The organism is Pokkaliibacter sp. CJK22405 (genome assembly GCF_046614695.1).
GTDB lineage: Bacteria > Pseudomonadota > Gammaproteobacteria > Pseudomonadales > Balneatricaceae > Pokkaliibacter.
In genome coordinates this window covers 192,186-216,640 of record NZ_JBKKHQ010000013.1, presented here as the reverse complement: position 1 = coordinate 216,640, position 24,455 = coordinate 192,186, and the positions used below count along the sequence as shown (strand labels likewise).

The 24,455-nt window shown below is 56.7% G+C and carries 18 protein-coding genes; 12 read left to right on the top strand and 6 right to left on the bottom strand.

All coding sequences use genetic code 11. The annotated features are described in order from the left end of the window. Window positions 1-11 precede the first annotated feature (11 nt). The gene (locus ACKC9G_RS09835) at window positions 12-3,320 is read right to left on the bottom strand and encodes an ankyrin repeat domain-containing protein (protein ID WP_411404778.1); all 3,309 of its coding nucleotides are present in this window, start codon (window positions 3,318-3,320) and stop codon (window positions 12-14) included. A 501-nt stretch (window positions 3,321-3,821) separates the two neighbouring features. Here ACKC9G_RS09835 and ACKC9G_RS09830 point away from each other — a divergent pair. From ACKC9G_RS09830 to ACKC9G_RS09820, 3 genes are all read left to right on the top strand, one after another. Continuing rightward, window positions 3,822-4,424 (top strand): DUF1007 family protein, encoded by a 603-nt coding sequence (locus ACKC9G_RS09830; RefSeq protein WP_411404776.1) that lies wholly within the window; start codon window positions 3,822-3,824, stop codon window positions 4,422-4,424. After that, entirely contained in the window at window positions 4,424-5,593 is a 1,170-nt protein-coding gene (locus ACKC9G_RS09825) for a nickel/cobalt transporter (RefSeq protein WP_411404775.1), read from the top strand. Before ACKC9G_RS09830 ends, ACKC9G_RS09825 begins: the two co-directional genes overlap by 1 nt. Window positions 5,594-5,754: 161 nt before the next feature. Next, a complete protein-coding gene (locus tag ACKC9G_RS09820) occupies window positions 5,755-7,446 on the top strand; it encodes an Hsp70 family protein (protein WP_411404774.1) in 1,692 nt (563 codons plus the stop codon). Window positions 7,447-7,528: 82 nt separating this feature from the next. Here ACKC9G_RS09820 and ACKC9G_RS09815 read toward each other — a convergent pair whose 3' ends face one another. The 5 genes from ACKC9G_RS09815 to ACKC9G_RS09795 form a co-directional block, all read right to left on the bottom strand. Continuing rightward, the gene (locus tag ACKC9G_RS09815; RefSeq protein WP_411404773.1) at window positions 7,529-10,210 is read right to left on the bottom strand and encodes a J domain-containing protein; all 2,682 of its coding nucleotides are present in this window, start codon (window positions 10,208-10,210) and stop codon (window positions 7,529-7,531) included. A 61-nt stretch (window positions 10,211-10,271) separates the two neighbouring features. Further along, the gene (locus ACKC9G_RS09810) at window positions 10,272-12,980 is read right to left on the bottom strand and encodes a DUF805 domain-containing protein (RefSeq protein ID WP_411404772.1); all 2,709 of its coding nucleotides are present in this window, start codon (window positions 12,978-12,980) and stop codon (window positions 10,272-10,274) included. Continuing rightward, window positions 12,977-13,717 (bottom strand): DUF1266 domain-containing protein, encoded by a 741-nt coding sequence (locus ACKC9G_RS09805; RefSeq protein WP_411404771.1) that lies wholly within the window; start codon window positions 13,715-13,717, stop codon window positions 12,977-12,979. Before ACKC9G_RS09805 ends, ACKC9G_RS09810 begins: the two co-directional genes overlap by 4 nt. Then, window positions 13,714-16,464, bottom strand: coding sequence for a hypothetical protein (locus ACKC9G_RS09800; protein ID WP_411404770.1), 2,751 nt, complete (start codon window positions 16,462-16,464; stop codon window positions 13,714-13,716). Before ACKC9G_RS09800 ends, ACKC9G_RS09805 begins: the two co-directional genes overlap by 4 nt. Further along, window positions 16,461-17,171 carry a DUF1266 domain-containing protein gene (locus tag ACKC9G_RS09795; RefSeq protein WP_411404769.1) on the bottom strand — a complete coding sequence of 237 codons (711 nt, stop codon included), beginning with the start codon at window positions 17,169-17,171 and terminating at the stop codon, window positions 16,461-16,463. Before ACKC9G_RS09795 ends, ACKC9G_RS09800 begins: the two co-directional genes overlap by 4 nt. Window positions 17,172-17,605: 434 nt before the next feature. Here ACKC9G_RS09795 and ACKC9G_RS09790 point away from each other — a divergent pair, with 434 nt between their 5' ends. From ACKC9G_RS09790 to ACKC9G_RS09750, 9 genes are all read left to right on the top strand, one after another. Next, a complete protein-coding gene (locus ACKC9G_RS09790) occupies window positions 17,606-18,001 on the top strand; it encodes a DUF2170 family protein (RefSeq protein WP_411404768.1) in 396 nt (131 codons plus the stop codon). Window positions 18,002-18,033: 32 nt separating this feature from the next. Continuing rightward, the gene (locus tag ACKC9G_RS09785; protein ID WP_411404767.1) at window positions 18,034-18,729 is read left to right on the top strand and encodes a PspA/IM30 family protein; all 696 of its coding nucleotides are present in this window, start codon (window positions 18,034-18,036) and stop codon (window positions 18,727-18,729) included. A gap of 7 nt (window positions 18,730-18,736) precedes the next feature. Further along, on the top strand, window positions 18,737-19,795 hold the full coding sequence (locus ACKC9G_RS09780) for an ion channel (RefSeq protein ID WP_411404766.1): 1,059 nt from the start codon (window positions 18,737-18,739) through the stop codon (window positions 19,793-19,795). Then, window positions 19,788-20,438, top strand: coding sequence for a YjfK family protein (locus tag ACKC9G_RS09775; RefSeq protein WP_411404765.1), 651 nt, complete (start codon window positions 19,788-19,790; stop codon window positions 20,436-20,438). The genes ACKC9G_RS09780 and ACKC9G_RS09775 overlap by 8 nt, the downstream gene beginning before the upstream one ends. Window positions 20,439-20,532: 94 nt before the next feature. Next, on the top strand, window positions 20,533-20,769 hold the full coding sequence (locus ACKC9G_RS09770) for a hypothetical protein (protein ID WP_411404764.1): 237 nt from the start codon (window positions 20,533-20,535) through the stop codon (window positions 20,767-20,769). A gap of 58 nt (window positions 20,770-20,827) precedes the next feature. Next, window positions 20,828-21,244, top strand: coding sequence for a DUF350 domain-containing protein (locus ACKC9G_RS09765; protein WP_411404763.1), 417 nt, complete (start codon window positions 20,828-20,830; stop codon window positions 21,242-21,244). 13 nt (window positions 21,245-21,257) lie between these two features. Then, window positions 21,258-21,896, top strand: a complete 639-nt coding sequence (locus tag ACKC9G_RS09760) for a DUF1190 domain-containing protein (protein ID WP_411404762.1) — start codon at window positions 21,258-21,260, stop codon at window positions 21,894-21,896. 5 nt (window positions 21,897-21,901) lie between these two features. Next, the gene (locus ACKC9G_RS09755; RefSeq protein WP_411404761.1) at window positions 21,902-23,068 is read left to right on the top strand and encodes a glutathionylspermidine synthase family protein; all 1,167 of its coding nucleotides are present in this window, start codon (window positions 21,902-21,904) and stop codon (window positions 23,066-23,068) included. Window positions 23,069-23,382: 314 nt separating this feature from the next. After that, complete coding sequence (locus tag ACKC9G_RS09750) at window positions 23,383-24,132, top strand: fructosamine kinase family protein (RefSeq protein ID WP_411404760.1); 750 nt, start codon at window positions 23,383-23,385, stop codon at window positions 24,130-24,132. The last annotated feature ends 323 nt before the right edge of the window (window positions 24,133-24,455 follow it).

The window sequence follows — 24,455 nt, the reverse complement described above, 5'->3', positions numbered from 1 at the left end:
CCTGGCTTTCTTTAGCCTTCATCATGCTCCGGGGTGAGCGGATAGCCGCGCAGCATGTCCTTGACGGCATCACTCTGGGCCATATCAATGGCACGCATACCGTTGTCGGTGGTGGCCGAGGTGTCCGCGCCGTGTTGAATCAGCGCCTCAACCAGTGGCTGTACATCATGGGTGGCGGCCAGCATGAGCAGGTTGAAACCGTAGGTATCCTGCTGGTTGATGACCTCAGGGCCGCCGCGCTCCATCAGCACGTTCAGCATGGCCTGATCCCCTGAGCCGAAGGCGGTCATGGTCAAGGGCTGGTTGTTCTCATCGCGTTTATTCATCGGCGCACCCAGGTCAACCAGCGCGTTGATGACGGCTTCCCGGTTGAGACTGTGGGTGTCCGTATAGTTGGTCAGCATCGGCAGGGCATCAGCCAGCGTCTCGGGGGTCATTAGATGGCGGAAGGTCTCCGGGTTGCCGCGAGTCGTGGCGATGTGAAGGGCTGAAGGCCAGCCGCCAAGAATATCGGCGCCTCGGGCCACCAGTGCAGAGACAATCTCGTCGGTGTCACCTTTAAGGACTGCCTGCCCCAGTGGCGTGAAGGCGGCATCATTGAGGCGTGGATACAAGCGATCCCCTTCATTCAGCCAGTATTCCCAGGTGGATTCCCGTTCGGTCTTGTGGGCAAGATTAATGTCCGGGTGGCTCAACAGCAGTTTGACGGCGTCCGTGTGGCGACCCTGAATGGCACTGTTGAGCGGCGTCACGCCATAGTCGTTGGCCTGATTCAGCAAAGGCGTGCTCATCAGCTGCTTGATGAGCCCGAGGTTATTGGACTCGCAGGCAAGGTGCAGCAGGCTGTCCTGATCATAATGAGAACGGTACTGTACGGCGGCATTCTGCACCGCTGCGGCGGTCGCGGCGCCATCCAGCGTCGGGGTGATGTCCTTTTTCAGCAGCGTGGTCAGCATGCCCATCAGGTTATGTTTCACGGCGACTTTGGCGAAAATGTCCGTCGAGGCTTCATAGGTCGACAGCACCTGATCCGCCACGGCCTCGTGGCGCTCGCGAGGAAGCTGTGGCAACAGGGCATCCATGACGGTATCGAGATTAAAGCTCTCGCCTTCATGCAGGTGCTGCAGCATCGACAGCATCCACTCTTCGCGGTGCTTCGGCGGCACGGCCTGAGCGCGCTCCATCAGGAGCGGCAGGGTGACGTAGTTGAGGAGCTGCTGGTCAATGTTCAGCAAGTCTTTCGGGTGATAGCCGCTCAGGGCATGGCGCGCCACTTCATCGGCTGGCGTTGAGGCTTCATCCGGCAGGGAACCGTCCATTTTTTCCAGTAGCGTGTTGTAGAGCCTGAGGCCCTGCGCGCCTTTGGGAAAGTCACTGGTCTGTGTCATCAGACGGCCGACCAGATCACTGTCCAGGCTGACATAGTCGTCATGAAGCAGAGGGTGGATGCCATCGCTCTGGCTCGCATCCAGGTAATCACTGGCGTGGCTGACCTCCAGCAGCTGCTCGAAGGCGGGGCTTTCGACAACAAGATCCTTTTGCTGCTGATTGAGCTTGTCCAGCACGCGATGTGCACTGTCCAGCCGCTGTCTGGCGGTGGGCAGCTCGGCGAGCTTGCTGACCGTCGCTTCCAGAATGTCGTTGTGAGCATGCTCAAACCAGAGGGTGGCGAGCTGGGAAATGCTCTCGCCATCACTGTTGCGAACGGCCTGATCAAGAATGGCCATGCACAGGGCGCGGTCGCGGACAGTGAGGCTCGGGTTCGCGAACAGGGAAGTGCGCTGACCCAGCGGCGGCAGGTGCTTGTTGGCCAGATCATTGGGCGAAAGATGTTGCAGATGATGGGCGCTCAGGAGTTCGTGATCTGCCTTGTCAAAAGCCCAGCTCTGGCCGCCGCTTCTGCCAGTGGCGAGGGTTTCGGAAGCAAAGACCAGATCATCCCAGTGGGCGATGGTGAGGTTAATGGCGTTGCCGTCGGCATCTTTCTTGGTGCGGGACACCACCGCCTCCGGATCGGTGTCGACGCCAAGATGATCCCGGTGCATCTGTTGCATCAGGTGCAGTTCAAACTTGAGTGGATTGCTGGTCAGGCGATAGGTGTCATCCGGCTGCTTGCTGAACACCAGATTGACCGGCAAACCTGCGGGCTCGCCAAAGCTTTCCGACAGCTGTTTGAAGGCCTTGCTGTTACCAAGCTCTTTGGTGACGGTGTACATGTCCATGTCATCCAGAAAAGCATCAGCTTTATCCTTCATGCCGGGGAGTTGTGTGACCAGATCGCGCAGGGCGGCGAAGCCTTCGGTGGCGACCTGATTGACCACGCCGGTGGCACTCAGGGCTTCGTTCAGCTGCACCTTGGCGCGCTGCAAGGTGTACCGGATGCCGTCCTCATCGAGGCCAAGGCGTTCGAGCCCCATGCTCCAGTTACCGGCCTCACCGACCAGGTCCCCCAGATCCATTTCCTCTTTCACAGCGTTATACAGGGCTGCGGCCATATGGCGCACATCGCCGGCATAGGTGGTTTCTGCCGCGATATCCTGCAGGTGCTGCAGTGCCATATGGTCACGGGTATTGGCAACCTTGAGGGGTAAACCGGCCACCGATGCGCGCAGGGTGGACTTCTGTTGCTGGGTTTCCTCTTCCAGACCTGCGGCGCATTTGCCCGCCGCAATACCGACTTCCAGGGTGCTCTGCACCTTGCGATCCGCCTGATAGCTTTTGGAGCTCAGCAGGCCTTCCAGCCCTTCCAGTTCATGCTTGAGGCTGCCGTACGCCAGCGCCAGTTCATCATCCGTCGGGTAATGGGGGTTCTGGCCGTTTTCCTGAAACTCGAACAGGCGCTGCTTGAACTCATGCAGGGTATGCAGGCTGCTCAGCCAGTCCGGGACCTGCTCGCCTTTCAGCGTCAGCTTGTTGTGAGCAAGGGAGGCCGATTCCAGCAGCTGTTCAGTGGAAAGATGCACGGAAGAGTGGGGCGACTTGCCTTTGAGTTTGTCGAGCTCGGCCTGTTTCCACTGGCTGGCGCTGTCGTGGTGTTTGAGCAGATAGCCGCCTAGACGGTCGACAAGCGAGTGATATTGCTGCTTGAACGCCGGGAAGGTGTCACTTTTGGCAAAGTCACGCGGGGAGACCAGCTCTGCATTGCCTGCCTGCTGTGCCCCTTCGCTCTGGCCGAGACTACCCGTGGGGTCGTAATAGAGTTTGCCTTCAATGGAGGCCGCGCCCGAGGGGGATTTCGGCGATGAGGGAGAACCTTGCTCGTCCTGGGATGAATAGGCAGTGGCAGGAATATGAACCGAGCCCAGTCGGTGTTGGAGCATGGCGGCCTCCGATGGCGAAAAAGAGATACGGCGTTGCCACCTGAGATCGGAACGCCAGAGCAACGGCTGCCGCCCCGTCACAAGGCTCGGGGCAGGCTTGGAAAAGCAGGCAGTGTTGCAGGTGGGCGCCGACAGACAACAGGACGCAGGCAAGGCGTCCGGTGGCGGGTTATCTGCGGCGCAGGTTCCAGTGATTCAGGTGTCACTCTCTGTGTATAAGTCAGGGGCGGATAGTTCCCTGTGGCGGGTGTTGGAGCGAGTTTTCGTCATGGTGCTGTGATGGCACCGTCCTCTGGCGATGATCGCCGCGCATCAATCTCTTCCGGGCACTGCCTGAGAAACATATGGAAGGTATCCTCTGCAGGAACAGACCTTTATGCTTTCACAGACTGGCCTTTTTACCGAAACAACTTGCGATATTGATACCGTAACACGGCCTTTTTCCCGATTTTGGGATGTTATAAAGTTACGCTATTTCGCACTCCCCGACAGGATTCATGGATGCTGAGCTTTTTTCGACCCAGGCTGATAGGCGGCCTGCTGTTTCTTGCCACTGGCCCGTTGGCGGCGCTGAACTGCTGGGCGCATCCTCACGTTTTCATGGATTACTCACTGAATTTCACCGTCGAGGGTACGGTGCTGAAAGCCATTGATGTCGATATGGTGCTGGACCCGATGACCACCACCAACCTCCTTAACCAGTACGACACCAACGGCAATGGCAACTTCGAGGGCGAGGAGCTGACGACGATCCGCCAGCTGCTGGATGATTCCATGAAGGAGTTTGATTACTTCTTCTTTCTGCTTGAGCACGATGATCTGCAAAAACTCGCCAAGGTGGAGATGAGCAACCTGCATCTTGAGAACGGCGTCCTCGGTTATCACCTGCATTACCTGCCCGCCAGGCCCATCAACATGCCGCGCAATGTCGAACTGGGCTTTGTCGATATGGAAAACTACTTCGACATGCAGCCCGTTGACCCTAATCCGGTCACCTTCACCGGCAAGACCACCTGTACTTACCGCGTTATTGATCCGATCGAGGCGGAAAAACGGGATCTGGTCGCCGCCAAATGGTTCACCTTTAACTGTGGAAAATCCTGATGTCAGCACCTGTCACTGCGCCGGCCCACGCGCGCCCCTGGTACCTTAATCGCGGACTCTGGTTGCTGATCGGGCTGGCGTGCTGTTCCGGCGCCATGGCCGCAGGCTTTGGCCCCAAGGTGGATACCGACACCACCTGGTGGGGGGAATTTATTAACTGGATTCAGCGCACCCAGGTCAGTTTCTATCGGCAAATGGTGTCTGCTGTTAAAGGGCTGGTGAACAGCGGCGATGGCAGCCTGCTCTGGGGAATCGCCTTTGCGTATGGCGTCTTTCACGCGGCGGGGCCTGGGCATGGCAAAGCGGTGATCAGCAGCTATCTGCTGGCGGATCGCTCGCGCTGGCGTCAGGGCATGGTGCTCTGTGCCGTGGCGGCGCTGATTCAGGGGCTGGTGGCGATTGTCATCGTCGGGATTCTCTCCGGGCTGCTGGAACTCTCGGCGAAGGTGACGCAGTCGGTGAAACTGATGGAACAGGCCAGCTATCTGGCCATTGTGCTGTTCGGCGTCATCATGGCGTACCGCGTGATCCGTGGCACCCACAGCTGCTGCAGTCATCATCACGACCATAGCCATAGCCATAGCCATAGCCATAGCCATAGCCATAGCAGCAGCTGCGATCATCATTCCCACAGGCCTGACTGCCGACATCAGGAGCACAGCCTGGCGCCGACGGCGTCTTTATCCACAGCCCACAGCGCGATCACTGGCGCACAGCTATCCACAACCTCGTTAACACCAGTGGTGCCGGCACTGAATGCCTCCACCCGTTTTAGCCGCGTCGAGCCCGAAGCTCCTATCGAGCAAAGCGGCTGGCGTCGCAAACTGGGCGCGGTACTGGGTAAGGAGCAACTTACCGTCGCCTCGGTGATCGGCATCCGCCCCTGCAGTGGCGCGGTGCTGCTCCTGGTGTTCTGCCTGTCCCAGCATGTGTTCTGGTACGGCGTTCTGGGTGTTCTGCTGATGTCTCTTGGCACCGCCATCACTGTCGGCGCGCTGGCGACGCTGGCTGTCTGGGGCCGGGCTTTGAGTGTCCGCCTGCTCGGCACCCGCCCTCGTGGTCTGGCCGCCCTGCAACGAAGCCTGGGCATGCTCGCCGCACTGGTGATGCTCCTCGGTGGTGGCCTGCTGTTCTGGGGCACCCTGACCGCACCGGGACTGCTGCGTTAATGGCAGACTGACTTCACTCGCGTCCCGTCCAGTCAATTGTCAGATTATCGGCGGTTAATAATTGAACAGTGGTTGCCGCCGCGTGGGATAAATGGATAATTTCCTGCCAGTTTTCTTCTGATTGACCGCTCAGTCCGGTCAGCTGCCCACAAGGATGTGATATGACGGTTTCACCTGCGTCTTCCGGACCCATTATTGGTATTGATCTGGGTACCACCAATAGCCTGATTGCGGTCTGGCGCAACGAGAAGGCTGAACTCATTCCCAACGTATTGGGGGAGGTGTTGACTCCCTCGGTGGTGAGCGTGGATGAGGATGGCCAGGTTCTGGTCGGTCGTGCGGCAAAATCCCGCCTGACGACGCACCCGGCGCAAACCACCGCTGCCTTCAAACGCTTTATGGGTACCGAGAAGGTGATCCGTTTGGGCAGTCAGTCTTTCAGTGCGCCGGAGCTCTCGGCGCTGGTACTGAAATCCCTGCGTGCCGATGCTGAAAGTTATCTTGGCGAACCGATTTCCGATGCCGTGATTTCTGTACCGGCTTACTTCAACGACGAACAACGTAAGCACACCCGCTTTGCGGCAGAGCTGGCTGGCCTGAATGTCACTCGTCTTATTAACGAGCCCACTGCTGCAGCGATGGCCTATGGCCTGCATGAGCAGGCGATGGAGCGCAGCCTGATTTTTGACTTGGGTGGCGGCACCTTTGATGTCACTGTGCTGGAGTATGATCTGCCGTTGATCGAAGTGCATGCTTCCACCGGCGATAACATGCTTGGCGGTGAAGACTTCACTGCGGTACTGATGGTGGCCTGCCTCAAGGACTGGGAGCTTGAGCGCGATGATCTTTCTCCCAAGGAGCAGGCGCGGCTGTGGGACCGACTGGAGCAAATGAAGCATAAGCTCAGCAGCGGCACACAGACCCTGGATTGGACTGTGCGTGATCAGGAACAGCACTGGGTGCTGGATGATGCCCGCGCCGAAAAAATCTGGCAGCCGTTACTGAAGCGCCTGCGTCAACCGATCGAGCAGGCCATGCGTGACTCGCGTCTACAACCACGCGATCTGGACTCGGTAGTGATGGTCGGCGGTGCCACCCGTCTGAATTGTGTGCAGCAACTGGTCTCCACCTTGTTTGGCAAGCTGCCGTACCGCCATCTGGACCCGGACACGGTTGTGGCCTTGGGAGCTGCGGCTCAGGCGGCCTGTAGCAAGCGCGATGCTTCCATCGAAGAGCTGATCCTGACGGACGTGTGCCCTTACACTCTGGGTATTGCGTCTCAGCACGGGGAGAAGCACCCTGATATGTTTAGCCCTATCATTGATCGCAATACCATTATTCCCACCTCACGCGTTGAACGTTTCTGGACCACGCATCCCGAGCAGCAGCAGGTGGAAATCAAAATTTATCAGGGTGAGCGTCCCCGTGCCTCGGACAACATTCTGATCGATACGCTGGAAATCCCCGTCAGCCCCCTGAAGGACAGTAATCAGTGGCTGGATATTCGTTTCAGCTATGACATCAACGGACTGTTGGAAGTTGATGTTGAAATGGAAACTGGCGCAAAGCATTCCAAAATAGTGGATCGAAGCCCGGCGGGACTGGATGAAGAGGCACGCCAGCAAAGCCATGACCGGCTTCAGGGCCTGAAAATTCACCCACGTGACTCCTTGCCCAATCGCACATTGCTGGCGCGTATTGAGCGTGCCTACAGTCAGACACTGGGCGATGAGCGCAGCCAGATTCAGTCGTGGCTGGCAGCCTTTGAAGAGGTATTGGGCAAGCAGAACAAGGACGACATTCTGCGTCTTCGTAACCAGCTGAACGATGCGCTGGACCAGGCCCAGTTGTAGCCTATTCTCGGGCGCTCAAGTGGTAGGCGCCGGAAAGCCTCTCTTCCGAGAGACTTCGCGTGATGCGTGACCCAACGCTGGTTCAGAACCAGCGCTTGTACCACGGCAAGCTGCGTCGCTTACGCAGACTTGCCAGCAGGTTGATCACTGGCTTGCGGCTGAAGTAACGCGATGGCCCCCAGGGGTTAGGCCAGGGATTCGTCGGATACACCAGAGGAATCAGAGCCAGAGGAAAGATCAGGATACAGAACACCGTAAAGGCGGGGGCGGTAAAGCCCGCAAAGGTGTGTCCAGGGCTCATGTCTCTCACACGTCTCGATGTCAGGTAATAGTAGGGCATCGCCATTATGAGCAGGGCTGTCATCCCTGCGCCAAAGTCACGAAGATGACCCATCATCACGACAAAGACCAGACAAAGCAGTACGCCGATGCTGTAAGGAATCCGTGTTATTCGGGCGGGGAAATATTTCGCCATGAAGCCAGTTTTTGAGGCGGACTGCTGCCGGTTAAGCAGGAATACCTGATACCGATACAGCCACAGGTTAGCTAAACAGCGCACCGCCATGGGTTGTGTCGCATCTTCCAGTATCCTCAATAGCGCCTTCATCCTAGACGAGCCAATGGCAAATTCGTCCCGTAATTTGTGATGAGCATTGAGGGTTTGCAGCGCTTTTCGGAGTTGAGGGCTGATATCGATCGACTTTGATTTGAGGAGAGTAAAGAACTCGTAGGTAGTGCCACGGATCAGATGCTGATGCAGCGACTCGGCATAGGGTTCACCCACCGTTTGTACCACGGCCTTGAGATACCACTGCTGCACAATGGCTTTATACGGATGATCGTCGCTCAGGTAGGCGTACAACGTAGAGGCGAACACGATCATGGCGGGCAGGCACTCCTGAAGACGCCCTTCATGCTCATGACAGAGTTGCATCAGCTGTGGCAAGGCATAGAGCAGGTGCATGTCAGCAAAGGGGTCTTCTTGCCTGAGCTGGCGGGCATAGGTGAGCTCGATCAGTAAGGGCGAGTCCAATGACTCCGGTGATAACTCCCCGCTTTGCCAGCGCTGCAGAGTCTCCTGAAAGATATCGCCAGTCTCAGAAAAATGAGTGTGTTGGGCGATCTGCGCCCACTCCGCCTCGTTTTCCAGCAAGCCCGCAATGACTAACCTGGACCTGGCACTCTGCCAGTCTTGAAAGGCTTCAGGCCAGGGAGTCCGGGTCACTTTATGATGCTGATGGTACAGCCGGACAAAATGAATCCACCAGTAATGGGGTTCATTCTCCAGGCGAGGAAATCGCGGCACGCTTATTTCACTGTAGGCACGGACACGGGCGAGCCAGGCACGAGCCAGCGCCCGCTCCTTATGTTCCTCATCCGTCAGGTCTTCACTCAGCGTGGGAGGTTTCGAGGTGCGTTCCCCCAGATAGTCCTTGAATGCCAGAACCAGCGCGCTTTGCTTAAAGGCGCTAAGAATCGCCTGCGCCTGTGCTTGAAGGCTGCGCTGAATCAGGGCTTCAATCGGGTGCTCCGGGAGCGGATCGTTTAACGAGGCATACAACAGCGCCTCGCCTCCCTCCATGACAATCCAGGCTTGTCGGTACAAACGACTGATACTGTCCTCGCCCTTAAAGCAGCTGGCCAGCCATCTCAGGGAATTCCGATCGTCGCGGTAGGCGAGCATCGCTTTGCCCTGCACGGTGAAGCTGCTGTCATCCGTGAATTTGAGCAGAGCATCCCAGCTTAACGGGGCTTCACGATGAGCAATACCCGCAGGGTTGTGTCGAGTATCAAAGTGGCTGAACGCGAGTGTTAGCAGTGGCAGGAGCGTGGGCAAATGCTGGCGGCAATACATCAGCAGGCTGCGTTGCTCGGTAGCGGTGAGGCTTGCAGCAGAGAGCTCGGACCAAGGAATGTCTGGCCAGGGCGCGGTACCCTGCAGCAAAGCCAGAGGCAATAAGAGCGCAGTGTCTTCGGAATGCCACGCGCTATCGGGCAGGGGGCGCTCAAGTCGCATCAGCGCTTCAGCGAGCAGATTCTGAAGTGCCGCAGAGGCAGGGAAGTAGACGCTGCCGGCGCTATCCAGGAGTTCGGCAAGATGCTCGGGATGGGCTATCACGTCAGCACGGTTGAGCCTGTCATTCAGGCTTTCCCAGAATCGCAATGTCTCATTTTGTGCAGGCAGACTCAGCTCCTGCAGGAGCTGATAGTCAAAGCAAGCCTGACCCTGTTCAAGATAATCAAGAAAGTTTCTGATCTCGGCGTGAAAGCGTTCGGGCAATTCATCCAGATAAAGACGCCATTCAAAGCGCGCCAGCAGAAGGCGCATACAACGAGGGCTGGAGGGTAGTTCTTCCAGCTGCTTTAACACGGGCCAACGCAGGTCATTCAGGCCTTGTAGTGAGCAGTGTTCCAGTGTGTCGAGCCACAGGTGCCAATGGCTTTCAGAAAAGCGCTGGCCTGGGGTGTGTAACAACTGCTGGAACGCCAGAAATATTTCTCTGGATAGCTCATCGCCAGGAGGAGCGGTGTGCGCAGTGACAGAGGCCTCCGTAAGCGTGAGTTCCCCTTGTTCAACGGTTCCATCTGAGAGGAGTCGTGCCTCCTCCAGCGCCTCTTCGTACGCGGTGCGCAGGGCGATAAACCCTTCAGGATCCACTTCTGGATGCACTTCTTTAAGCCGGGCGCGATAGGCCTTCTTGATCAGGTTGGTGTCGGGCGTGGGCTCAATATCGAGCAGGCTCCACGAAAGCGCGATAGTCATATCTTCATCCCTGAAGGGTGGCCGGACTGAGTCCGGCAGGTCGTCGAAAATAGGGGGGGAATTACTGTGTCCGCAACCAGTGTTGCAGCTGTTCAAAGTCTTCCCGTTTGCGCCGGGAAGAAGGGCCGAAGCGATTGGGTAACGCGCTAGATGGCAGAACCAGCAAACTTACCCAGATCAAGGGCATGGCCAGCCCTACGATAAAAAACACCAGAAAGGCTCCCCAGCCCAAATCACGATCTCTTAAGCGCCTCACCAGAAGCGTGGTCAGGGGGAACAAGGACAGTAAGGCGGTGAGCACCACCAGAATCATATTGCTTTGCAAGGACAAGCCGAATAACACCAGCAAGGCCGTGATCGCCAAGGCAAAGTCGCTGCGACTGAGCCGGTGCCGGGTTGCCCAGAACCGATAGGCAGGCTCCACCGGCGCGCTTTGCAGATCCAGTAATACCTGTTGGTACATATGCAGGCGCAAGCTGGCGGCATAGCGCCAGAAGACCGGAGCTTCCGGTGTGTCTTTATAGGTTTGTAGGGCTTTGAGGTCATCCATGAGCGGGGCCTGATGGCGTCTTTGCGAGGTCAGGTCGCTCAGTAGTAGCGTCAGCAGTTTACGCTGAGAGCTGTACTGGGAATGTTGCTCCTCACAATAAGCCAGCAGAGAGCTGCCATTACCCTGTTCCAGCTCAAGTTGCATTGCCACGGCATCCTGTGGGCTAGTGTGCAAATAGTCCCGCAGATGTTTTTCCAAAGTACGACGTACGTTTTCGCGGTAAGCAATGTTGTCGTTATGCAAAATGAGTGTACAGAGCACAATCATCAATAGTGGATCGGCGCTCATTGCCTGCAAGTGATCAGGTACGAGGCTCATCATCTGCGTGGCGCTCAGGTATTGCTCGCCCAGCAGTTGTGACTCCGGCAATTGCGCTTGTAACTGTTCAATCACGGGGGCCAGTAGCTTGTCATCCAGCGGGTTAGTCAGTACGGCGGCATCGGCGCTGAGGTGGTACTGGCGGAATGTCTCAATGAGCGGATAAAAGGGATGGCTCACCGGAACATCAAGCGCCAGCATGGGGTGTCCCAGACGCCTCAGGGGCGAGGTGTGTAGCTCAGCAGCCTGCAGCCAGAGGCTGGCTTCGGCCATGTCGGTAAAGGCTGATGGCCAGGGCATGCCTTGCTGATGCAGCGTACTCAGGGTGGCCCAGAAGGGTGCCAGAGGACATTCGCCGAAATGGCCAAGGCCAGGGAGACGGCGAGCTTGCTCGGTCGTATAAAACCGTAATCGCTGGCCATAGTTTTTGGCCAGCCGGTGGATGTCAGGATCATTCTTGCCAAACACGGCGGGTAGCTCGCTGATGTCGCCGTCGAGATAAGCGCGCAGGGCTTTTGCTAGCGGCCAGTGTTCACACCAATGCAGGGCCGCAGCAAGCTGTTGTTGCTGACCGTCAAAGATAAAGCGCTGGAGCGGGGCACTGGGTGGTGTGGCCAATAAGGCCTCGTTGAGTAAGGCTTCACCGCCATGATTCACCAGCCATGCACGGCGGTAGAGGAGTGCAAGTGAGGCATCGGCCAGAAGTTCCGGGTCAGTGGCTAACCAGTTATCCAGGGTCGGTGGGGTCTGGCTTGAGAGACCTTCGAGCAGGCGGCGAGCCAGGGCAGGAAAGGGTTTGTGCGCCCATTCTGCCAGTGTGTAGGCCGTTTCCGGGGAACGAGCATCGGGACTACCGTATTCCTGCAGGCTGGAAGTGAGCTCCTCTGGCCAACGGGCTATCGATGGGGTGTGATTCAAGACTGCCAGCAGCAGCGGAGCCAAGAGCGGTGCGTAATGTTGTGCATAATCCAGCAGGGCTCGACGTGCTTCCGGGCACTGGAACTCCTGAGACAGTGCTTGCCAGAGCGGCAGCGCTTCCTGGGTGCGGCCGAGCAGCTGATACTGGCGGGCCAGATAGGTTCGCCAGCGCTGATTTTGGGGATCGGCCGCCATGCGTTCTTTCGCAAAATGTGCCAAGGCCTCGATACCCAAACGGGCCTGGCAGCAAGCATCCAGCAAGCGAACCAATAGCTCATCATTTCGGCCCTCCTCCGTGGGAATGGGCAGGCAGAGATGCAGGTTCAGCAGTGACTCAAGCTCCTCGGCGAAGAGTTCATCACGGGCACGGCGCAGGCTATGAAAGAACCACAACAACTCACCGTGGATGGGCTGCGGTAGCTCGGATAACAGCGCGAAGTCGAACAGATCCGGACCACCCAGGAAGCGCAGATAATCCACCACCATCTCGCGGCTGGGCAGGCTGACTTCATCCAGATGCTCCGTCCATGCAAAACGGGCGACCAGAAGTTGGGCACAATGCCGCGACACCAGCGAGTGATCCATCAGCTGGTTAAGCACCAGCCAGCGCAGATCACTGACGGCCTGCAGCGGGGCATTATCCAGTTGTTCAATCCAGGCCTGCCAGTGACTGGGTTGAAAGCGCTGGGACGGGTTTTGTAGCAGGGCAATCAAGGCATCCAGCAGTGATCGCGCGTCCTCCTGAATCGTATCAGCAAGGCGATCCATGGTGATGCCCTGCTCACCGGCCTCCTCCTCGGGCTCTTCCATCGCTGGCATCGAAGCAAGTCGGTTGGCTTCCTCAAAGGCTTCTCGCAAAGCGCGGAACCCTTCCGGGTCGGTCTCAGGATGATGGAAGGGAAGGCGGGCGCGGTAGGCTTGTTTAATGGCGCGCAGATCGTCAGTGGGGGGGAGGGCAAGTATCGCCCAGCATCCGTTACTCATTCCCAATCCATCTCTTGTAGTGAATCGGGCTTACTCACAGGCGACAGAGGCATGTCCCAGGGCAGTCCATCAAAAGGACGAGATTCGCCACTCAGTAGATGTTCCAGCATCTGCTTGTGCCAACGTGAGGAACCCATCTGTAGCAGTTCTTCAGCGCTTCCCTCTGCATCAGAATCAGTCTGGTACATCCAGAATCCACGACCCACGACAAAGCCGATCATGTACTGTGGCCAGTTGCGATAGTAATGGTGTGCACGTAAGGCAAAGCGCGAGTGCATCCAGAGGTTTTCCTCAAGCGTTATCCAGCCATTGAGCTGCGCAACTCGGGCAAGAAAGCTGCATCGTCCGATATCCCAAGCCTTAATGCCGCCTGGCCCGCAATAGCTTGCGGTGCGTTCGACAAGTTCTGCGCACTGATGCTGATAGGTGGTCGACTGTGACGTTGTCAGTGCATCGCCTGGCATACGCCTGTGCCACTGTGCATAGAGAGATTGCAGTGAACCCGCATGGCCGTTATCAGTCATGCGGGCGATCATCCTTAATAAGCCGCTACGATCATTGATTGACCAGCCGCTTTGCACGTCAAACTTTTCACCATCCGCAGGTCCGAAGGTGGGAAGATGATAGCGTGCCCCCCAACCGTAATTGATGCTAACCATCGGTGCGGACAGGGTAAAAAGCCAGTGTTGTTGCTGTTCTTCCATGCCAACCTCTTGTTCCGGTGAGCAAGTCATCATGACCAATCCTTCATCAGCTCAAGAAGGCAGGCCTGCAGATTTTCCAGCTCCTCATCACTAAAGCGTGACCCCGGCCCATAGGCGTTGGGTAGCCCTTCGCCCGGCATAAACAGCAAGCAGAGCCAGATCGGTTTGAACCAGGCAGCGATCGTCCCCATGGCGAGAAAGGTTTTCAGACCCAGACCGAGATCTCGCAAGCGCCGCCAGGTAATGCCTATAGCGGGAAATATCATCATTAGCATGGCCGGCACCATGGCATCCGGTAGCCACATAAAGACACCTGTACCGACCGCCATGATGAGTACATAGGCGATGGCGTAAGGCACTCTGCCCACGCGTGCTTCCTTCCAGAATTTCCAGGGGCTAATTGTGGGCTGCTGTTGCAGCTTCTGAATGATGGTCTGTTCTTGCACCAGGCGAAGATTCAGCGCAAGGCGTAGCGCGGGCGCTTGTTGGGAGTCCATTTTCAAACCCAGCATTTTCTTGAGGTTGGAAAGACCAGGCTTGCCATCTTTCGCCTTGCGGTCATCAAGGCAGTAATGACTGCATTGGTTAAGCGTGCCACTCCAGGTATTGGTCGCCGCTGAATGAATCAGTTTGCGCAGATACCCGCCTTTGTGAGCGCGAATTTCCTTGAGTAGCCGGGTGTGATCAGCGGATGGGAATGCCTGTTGCAGGGCTTCGGTGAGCCACTGGCTTAAGGTGGGTTCAGCCGTTTTCAGCAGCATTGGCTCGTAGTTGAGTTCGATGCAGAGCAGGAGCCACTCGATGCTGTCTTGGGACAGGGCATCCTTATAGCGTTGGCAGACATCGAAGACTTCCTGAACATGAGCGAGTCTTGGCAAGTTGAGAATATGAAGATTGATATCCTGCTTGAGGCTATGACGGCTCATTTGTCGAAGCAGTGCATCGTCCTGAGCGCCTTGAAGTAGCGATGCCGGATTTTCCAGACTGGCCTGACAAGCGCGAAGCGCAGGTGCGAAAGGATGGTTCTCAGCAACACTGACGGGAATACTGTCCAGTAGGCGCAGCCATTGCTCGGGATAGATCAGTAGCTGCTTGATGAAAATCCAGGGTTTGGCACTGTCCCAGCGATCAAAGGCGGCTGGCCAGCGCATCCCCTGATGCTTCGCGATCATCATTCGGTGCAATGCACTACCGAGGGAGCTGGTTTGCGGATCAAAAACTTCCCCCTCAAATAAACGGCGCAGCTCCTCAGGTCGATAGTAGCGCAGGCGTCGAAACCAGCTTTGTGCTGCCACAAACACCGGGCTTTCAGCCTGTCCAAAAGAGTAGGGTAGCTGGTGTCGTTGATTGGCGATGACGTCTTTGAGCAACTGCGCGATCGGCCAGTTTTCACACCAGTACAGTGCCTGTTTGGCCTGTACCTGCAGGCGTTCCACAATCAGTGCCGTCAGAGGCTCATCGGGCGTTGGCTCGGTTAGAATTTCGCGCAGCAGATCCTCGCCACCCTGATGCAGGCACCAGCCGTAGCGATAGAGTCTGGCCTGCAGATCATGCTCCGGAGCACTAAGCAATAGCGCCATCAGGCCCAGCTCTTGTCCACTTTGCATCCAGTCAGTGAAAAGCTGTGCGAGCAGAGGAAGATGCTCACTATCCAGTAAATTCAGCGCAATCGATGTGGCTGGTGTCAGGGCGACCGGGTTGCCATGAATCTGTGCATCTGAGTCTTCTGCATCAGGCCAGCCCTCGACAGCGGGCTTGTCGTTCATGGCCAGAATCAACAAGGGAAGCCATTCCGTATGCTCATGCTGGCACAGCGCTACAATCGCTTGTCGGGCACGAGGGCATTGGTGTGTCCGGTAAAGCGCAATCCAGAGTTGCAGTGCCTGCTCATTTCGTCCGGTTTTCTGATATTCACAGGCTAAATAGGTTTGCCATTCACGCGGTGTTTCTGAGGACTGAAGCATCTCCAGGCAAAAAGCTTCAGCGGCGTCATTAAAGAGGTCTGCTTGCCAGAGCCATCGTGTGATTTGCATGGCAAAACCCTGGCTCTTGTCAGGTAATGGCAGGCACTGGTGTTGAGAGAGTAAAGAATGAAGCTCATCCGTGGAGGACGCTTGGGCGGCGTGATGTCCCTTTTCAATAAAACCAAGGACTGCCTTTTGAACGGTCGCGGGCCAACAACTCAGTTGATGGAGATCAAACGGATCCTCTGAGCGAATGTCCAGAAGGAAGGCTTCAATGCGCTGGCGAGCACTGGGGGATAGCTCATCAAGGCGCTCATCCCAGCTGAAACGCTCGCACAGTAGCTGCACGCACTGATGAGAAAGTGGATGGTAATGATAGATTTCCCACAGTACCTGCCAGTACACATCCTGATAGGTCTGCAGAGAGACCTTATCGACTTTTGACAGAAAGGCTTCCCAGGCGATTGGGTCAAAACGATGAGCTGTATCGCTGAGCAGGATTTTTAACTGGTCAATCAGTCCCGGCTCTCGGCAGGTTTCTGTTGACGCAACGGTCTCGCCTGCGGCAGCGTCAAAGTTTTCGTTGTCCGTTGAGGCCTCTATATCGCGTTCAGCAATCCGAGGAAGCGCGTTAGCGTTCTCCTGCCGGTTAGCCAAACGACGCGCCTCATCGTAGGCCGCGCGCAGCGCTTTAAAGCCTTCCGGGTCTTCCTCAGGATGAACAGTTGGCAATAACCGGCGATATGCCGAACGAATGACATCAAGGTCTTGGGTGGGAGACAGTCCCAGAAGCTGCCAGCACTGAGTGGACATCATGACCAGATCTCCTCCGCTAAGGTGGATGGCCGTGGAGGTTCATCACAAGACAGCGACCAGTGGTGAGCTGATAAAGGAGAGTCCTGCGGCTGCAGAAGCGCTCGAACAATATGCTCAAACCAGGGCGCAGAGCCATGTTGCAGAAGAGAGTGCACCAGATGTTCCGGGGGAAAGTCTGCATTTCTCGATGTGCTTTGCCAGTATGCCCGGCCCATGAGAAAGCCATAGACATAAGCTGACCAGCTGCGGTAGCAGCCGCGAGCCGAATGACTCAGCTGGCAATGCAGCCAAAGGCTTTCATCCTCGGTGATAAGACCATCACCGAAACCCAGTCGTAGTATCAAGCCAGCGCGCGCCAGATACCACGCCGCGATGCCTGCCGGGCCGGTGTAAACGGCGGTTTGAGAGACAAATTCTGCCAGCGACTGATCAACGCAAGGCGCATCGTTAGCCACCAGAGGTGTGCCGGGAGTGAGCTGATGCCAGCGTCTGTAGAGCGTGGATAATTCATTGTTGCCGGCTAAGTGCATCAGCGTTTCAACATCTTCGAGCAACTCTTCCCGATCACTGCAGCGAAACTGATGCAATGACGTGGGCGGGTCGGTATCAGTGACTGAGTGCGAGGTGCAACTCAGGCTGACGTCGCGACACATCGCGACGATCGGTGCTGACAAGGCAAATAGCCACTGCTGCTTAGACTCATCCATGATACTGCTGTTCATCCATGCTAGAGGGGCAAGGTCGCCCGAACCACGCTTATGATTAAAAAATCGACAATGATAGCGTTACGAAAAGCGAACACAAGTTACATTGGGGTGGTCAGCGCTTACATCTGTCGATAGAATTTGCCCCACTCCGGTGCGCGCTGTGGTTTTAGCGGATGCAGTGCGGCCGCAGGGGTTTGAATTCTGGAAGACCAGCGGAGTCTCTGGTCAGGTTTGGTAAGAGCGCAGGCCCGTGATGCCGGGCGCTCTGGCAGGGAGCAAGATGTGAACACCGTGGTCGCCGCCGGGCGTTTTCCACCCCAACTTTCCTTTCCCGCTCCGGGTGTCTCTGGCCGCGCGTTTGTGCGTGATATCTCTGTGTTTTCTGCTGTTGTGTGTTTTGCACCCCGTTTTTGTCTTTTTTCTGAGGAATGATCATGGCTTTGAGCTTATCTGAACTGCATGCACTGCTCGCTGAGCAAGAAGAACTGACGGCAACGCTGGAAGGCGACACGCTGCTGCTCACCAATGAAGAGGGCGTTGATGCCTTTCTGACGGTGCAGGGTGAGCAGGTGCTGGTGGAATCCCTGCTGTGCAAGGTGGCGGATATCACTGATACGGCAGCCTTCAATGACCAGATTCTGCGCACGCACAAAACCATGTTCCCGCTGACCACCCTGGGAATTTCTGCCGTCGGCACGGAAGAGTTCTATGTGGCGTTTGGTGCCCTGAGCGCCAGTTCCAAGCCTGAGAGCGTGCTGGTCGAGGTGGAAACCCTGTTTCTTAATATCGAAGGCATGCTGGAATTCTTCGCGGCCTTTATCCGCGCCTAATTTTTTACGGGTAGCAGCCCAAGGAGGCTCTGATGTCTGTATTCAGTAAACTTTTTACCGCCCTGCGCGGTCATGCCACGACGGCGGCAGAAGCGGTCGCAGATAACCAGGCGCTGGTGATTCTTGATCAGGAAATCCGCGAAACCGAAACCGAGATTCGCAAGTCTGAACAGGCCCTGACGTCCATCGTCGCCAAGGAAAAACTGAGCCAGCAGAAAGTCGATTCTCTGCAGCAGGCGGTGAGCGAGCATGAAGGCTACGCCATGGCAGCCATGGAGAAAGGCAACGAAGCGCTGGCGCTGGAAGTGGCCGAGAAAATCGCCGAGCTGGAAGAGCAGCTGGCCACCGAGAAGGGCTTCCTGGAGCAGGTCACGGCCTCCGTTGCCCAGCTGCGCAAGGATCTGAAAAACTCCAAGAACAACCTGCGTCTGATGAAGCAGCAGGTCGATACCGTGAAAGCCACTGCTTCCGTGCAGAAAGCGCAGGAAAGCCTGGCTTCACGCCACCTCAACACCAACTCCAAAATGCGCACCGCGTCTGAGTCGCTGGAGCGTATCCGCGCCAAGCAGCAGCAGCGTTCAGCAGAAATTGATGCAGCCCGTGATATGGCGGCGGATGAAAGCGGTGATGATCTGAAAGCCAAGCTGGCGCAGGCCGGTATCGGTGGCGCAGGCAGCAGCTCAGCCAATGACGTGCTGGCACGTCTGAAGGCCAAGAACGGAGGCTGATCCGCCCATGCTGCTTGTGACCCGCCTCTCAAAGCGCCTGGCCCGACATCTGGCGACCTTGAGCTGGCAAACCCTGCTGATCGGCTTTGTGGGTTATCTGATCCTGAGCTGGGTCGGCATGTACCTCGCCGGGGAGGCCGTTGCGACGGACTCCCTGACGGTGTTCTGGTACTGGCTGATCGTGACGTCTTCGACTGTCGGCTACGGTGATTACAGTGCCAGTACGGTACTGGGCCGCTGGATCGTCAGCCTCTGGGTCATTCCCTTTGGGCTGGCCATGTGGGGCACCCTGATCGGGCGTATCGCCGGGGCGATCATGCTTTTCCTGCAACGCGGAATCAAAGGTTTACGACGCGTGAAACACCACAACCATACGCTGGTCATCGGCTATAACGGCATACGCACGCTACAGTTGCTGCGTTTGCTGATTAATGAAGCCGGCGGCCATGCAGATCAGGCCAATCTGGTGCTCTGTGCCAATGTGGCCAAGATCGAAGAAAACCCCATGCCCGATGAAATCGGCTTTGTGCGGGTGGAAAGCTTTAACAATGCTATCGAGATGGAACGCACCAACATCAGTGAGGCGCGCTCCATTCTGATTGATACACCGCTGGATGATGTCACCCTGACCACCGCGCTGTTTGCCTATCAGCAGAACCCGACGGCGCACATCATGGCGTACTTTGATGATGAGCAGAATGCCCGTCTGCTGAAGGCGCACTGCCCGACGGTGGAGTGTATTCCTTCGGTGTCGGTCGAGATGCTGGCGAAAGCGGCGGCAGATCCGGGCTCCAGCGCGCTGCACCATGAGCTTTTGAACGTGGACCAGGGCCAGACCCAGTATTCGGTGGTGGTGCCTGAGCTGTCTCATAGCCTCACCGTGGGTGATTTGTTCCTGACCTTCAAAGAGCGCCATGAGGCGATCCTGCTGGCGGTGAAGTTCCGTAATGATGACCGCCTGACGCCGAATCCCGGGTTGTCTGTGGCGCTGAATGCCGGTGATCGCCTGTATTACATCGCCGATGAGCGCGTCACGGATTTCCGCTGGGAGAAAGCCCATGTTTGACTGGCTCAAATCCAAAATAGCCGCACCTGAAGCTGAGCCCAAACCTGCTGCGCCGGAAGTACTGGGGTTGCGTCTGGGCGGTGCGGTCGAACTCAACGAGCTCAAGCTGCGTCTGCTGGATGATCAGCTCATTACCGATAACATCGCAAAAACGCAGCTGATTCAGGCGGTAGGTCAGGTCAAACTGGATGCCTCCAATACCATTCTGCGGTTTTACACCGATGATGAGGCCTTCTTTCAGGTGGTGATGACCGGTGGCGTGGGTGATGAGTTCGTCAGTGATGTGAAGCTCTTTCACTTCTACTCAACCGTGGGCGTGAACTCCCGGAATGACTGGGAAAAAACCCTTCGGGACGTCAGCCAGCCCAGCTGGGCGCTGGAAGAGAAAAGCTTTCAGCGTGTCTGGGGAGCGGTGGGTGACAACCCGCCCATGGCCATGACCGAAGAGACCTTCACTCAGGACAGCAGCGGCGAGCGCACGGATCAGTTCATCATGCTTTATGAACTGGCGACCTCGGCGGAACTCTCGGAGTTTGTGCTGGTCTCTGCGGAAGAGAAAATCATTAATCACCAGCATGATCGCTGTCTGGTGATCAGTACCGGCATCAATCTCGGCATGGCCGATTTTGAAGTGATCGGCTGATCATCATGGTGACCGTCATCATCGAAATGGATATTCGTGTGTCCCTGCCGACAGGAAAGGTTGGCACTGAACACCTGACTGCACGGAGGCAGTTATGAACCGATCTCTTGCCATGAGTCTGGCGTTACTGCGGGATCAGGCCCCCATGGGCCGTCTGGTCACCATGACCACCGCGCTGGCCGGGGCTTCCCTGATGTCTGGCCAGCCCGAAGGTACGCTTTCCGGCCTGCCGACAGCGGACGCCAAAGCGGTCGAATCGGCCTGGAACAGCAAGGCCAGTGTGGCCCCGGCGGTTGCACCACTGACCAATCACTGGCTGACAAAGCCCTGAATTCACGGCTGACGGTCCGTCAGCCTTCTTTTATCACCTGCGAAAAGGACCTCCTTTCATGGAAACCATTACTCATTCCCTCAGTGGGCTGTTTTCCTTCGTGATCTACTTTGCTGCCTGTCTGGTGGCGCTGTTTCTGTTCAAGCATTTCTACACCAAGGTCACTCCGCACGATGAGTGGAAGCTGATCAAGGATCGTCGTAACAGCGCGGCGGCCTGGGCTTTTGGTGGCGCAACTCTGGGCTTTGCCATTGCCCTGGGCGGCGCGGCTTCCAACTCCGTCAACTTTCTGGACTTCGTGATCTGGGCCATTGTGGCTCTGGCGGCGCAGCTGCTGGCGTTCAAGCTGATTCGCGCCTTCTACATGCCACGCATCGTTGAGCGTATCGAGAATGATGAAGTGCCTGCCGGCATGATGGTGTGCTTTATCTCCATCGCCATTGGTGTGCTGAACGCCGCGTGCATGACTTACTGATCGGGAGGGCAAGATGAAACGTTCACAATCCATCAACCTCTCGCGGATGCGCAAACAGCCGAGCCTCACGCTGGCAAAGCTGGCGACGGCGGTGGCCGGTGTCTCCCTGCTGGCAGGCTGCTCGGACTCCAACGAGAACAGCACTGTTTATAACAACGTGGACTCCTGCGCCCAGGATAATCCCGGTATGGCAGCCGAATGTCAGGCCGCCTATGAGAAAGCCAAGGAAGAAGCAGTACGCACCGCGCCCAAGTTTGAAACTCAGGGCGACTGTGAGGCGCAGTTTGGTCAGTGCACCACCTATCAGAACAACGGTCATAACTGGTTTATGCCGCTGATGGCGGGCTTCATGATTTCCCGCGCGCTGGATCACATCACGGATCGTCGCAGTGCGCCGGTATTTACCGGTTACGGTGGCATGTATGGCGGTTACTACGGTGCCAATGGTCGTCGCTACGGTGATGTCCGTCAGGGGCCGACCAAGGTCTCCGTGCCCAAGTCGACCTATGATCCCAAGCCAACGGTGACCCGCACCATCGATCGCGGTGGTTTTGGTTCGACCGCTTCGGCCAAGTCGAGCTGGGGCAGTTCCTCCAGCAGCTGGAGCAGCAGTTCCTCAAGCTCCAGCCGCAGCTTTAGCTGGGGAGGCTGACCGCGATGCTACGAGTGCCCGTGCGGGAACGTCATGACTGGCAGCGTACTGCCGTGGAATACGGCTTCAAGTTTCACACCATGTACGGTGAGAAATATTGGGACGAGTCGGCTTACTATCAGTTCACCCTCGGGCAGATCGAAAAGCACATCGAAGATCCCACTGCTGAGCTACATCAGATGAGTCTGGAAGTGGTGGAGCGGGTGGTGCGCGACGATGAGCTGATGCGTCGCTTTGGTATCCCGGAGGCTCATTGGGATCACATTGCCCGTTCCTGGCAGCAGCGTGATCCCAGCCTCTATTCCCGGCTGGATCTGGTTTACGACGGCATTAACCCGGCCAAGTGTCTGGAGTTCAATTCTGATACGCCAACCAGCCTGTATGAATCCGGCTTCTGGTCCTGGCTGTGGTTGGAGCAGATGGTCGATCGCGGGGCGTTGCCTCGCGCGGCGGATCAGTTCACCTCTTTGCAGGAAAAGCTGATCCATCGCTTTTCCTCCCTCAAGGCCCAGCAACCGGGGGAAACCCTGCATCTGGCCTGTTGCAAGGACACGGAGGAAGATCTTGGCACCATCACTTATCTCAGTGACTGTGCTGAAGAGGCTGGCATCACCACCAAACTGGTCTATATCGAGGATATCGGTCAGGGCGAGGGTGGCTGGCTGACGGATCTGGATGATCAGGTCATCAGCTGGATGTTCAAGCTCTATCCCTGGGAGTTCATGTTCCGCGAGGCCTACAGCCCGCTGATCGCCACCAGCGATGTGAGCTGGCTGGAGCCGGTATGGAAAAGTCTGACTTCCAACAAGGCGTTGCTGCCGATGCTGTGGAAGCTCTTTCCCAATCATCCGAATCTGCTGCCGTCCTGGTTTGAAGATGAGCTGGGTCAGGCCAATGTCAGCAAGCTGGTGAAAAAGCCGTTGTTCTCACGCGAAGGCGCCAATATCGCCATTCTGGAGAATGGCAATGTACTGCAGGCCAGTGACGGCCCTTATGGTGATGAAGGCTTTATCTATCAGGCCTACCATGCCATGCCGAAATTTGGTGACAACTACACCCTGATTGGCTCCTGGCTGGTCGATGGCGAGCCTGCCGGTATCTCCATCCGTGAAGATACCTCGCGCATCACCCAGGATCTCTCACGCTTCCTGCCGCATATCATTCTGGGCTAAGGCCACCGTCTGACTCTGGAACTGCTCCGGTGGCTTATCTGGCCACCGGGCGCCGTCTTTTCTTGCTTCTGCTTTGAAGCCGCTTCTTAACGCTTCTTCTCTAACTCAGCGCTTCGTCTCTTCTCAACGCTTCGCTTGGAACGCCCATCTCACCCCGTCTCGCAGATTGTTGCGGCAAACAGCGCTCCTGCGCCTTTTTCCTAACGAGTGTTTCCGTGCGGTAGCGATTCCTAACGAATTCCTGCTTGAGGCTTGGCGGGGCCGGGAGTAGAACTGATCAAATGATGACCAGAATGCATCAGGAGGCACATTGGATGCCGACCTTTACCAAATACCACTCCAACCAACAGGCGCTGGAGTGTGAAGCCCATGGCTTGCTGGTGCTGCGAGAAGCATTGGCCGAGGCCAATATCACTGAGCTATCCATCGCCGAAGTGATCAGCGTTTCCGGCAACCAGCTGGTGCTGGCGTCCATTGCCTCACGCTCTGCGGCGCCGGGGCAGATGGCTGTGCTGGGTCGCGGGTTGGCGAAACTGCACGCCATTCCTGCCGAACGCTTTGGTTTTGATCAGGATAACTACATTGGTCTCGGTGCCCAGACCAACGGCTGGAGTCAGGACTGGGGCAGTTTTTTTGTCGAGAAACGCCTGCGGCCACAGATCAGCCTGATCGAGGATGACACCTACCGTCAGGCCTCACTGCTGCGGCTGGCGCTGGTGGAATCCCGTCTGATCGAGTTCTTGAATACCTACTGCCAGCGCCCAAGTCTGGTTCACGGCGATCTCTGGTCGGGCAATGTGCTCTTTACGGATGAGAAGATCTGGCTGATTGACCCGGCGCTGTATTACGGCGATCGCGAGGTGGATCTTGCCATGACAGAAATGTTTGGCGGCTTCACGCCTGAGTTCTATCAGGCCTACGATGCGGTGTTGCCGCGCTCACCGGCCTACGGTCGCAAGCGGCCCATCTATAACCTCTATCACTACCTCAACCACTACAACCTCTTTGGTAACAGTTATCAGGAAGGTTGCGAGCAGGGCTTCAGCGAACTGGAGCATCTTTAAGGCTGTCGTCCGCTGCTAGTCATTTCGATAAGGCTGCAGCGGACGGTAAAAGCCGGTCTTTTTAGTGACTGTGCGTTGTCGTTCTCACCGGCACATCCTTCTCTGCGTTCATTTAGCCCAGCCCAGCGCTATTAGCTCCGTTCCGGGTTATCGCCTTCTGCATCGTTCATGCCCTTTACCATCTGGTGTTTTGGCGTTATTCCGCAGGGGCACGCATTTAATTTTTATATCTGTTTGTCCGTATATCCGTTTTGTCATATATATGCTTTAACGTATGTGAAGTGGCGCTGCGCTACCCACACTTCGGCAGGCTATGTTTGAGG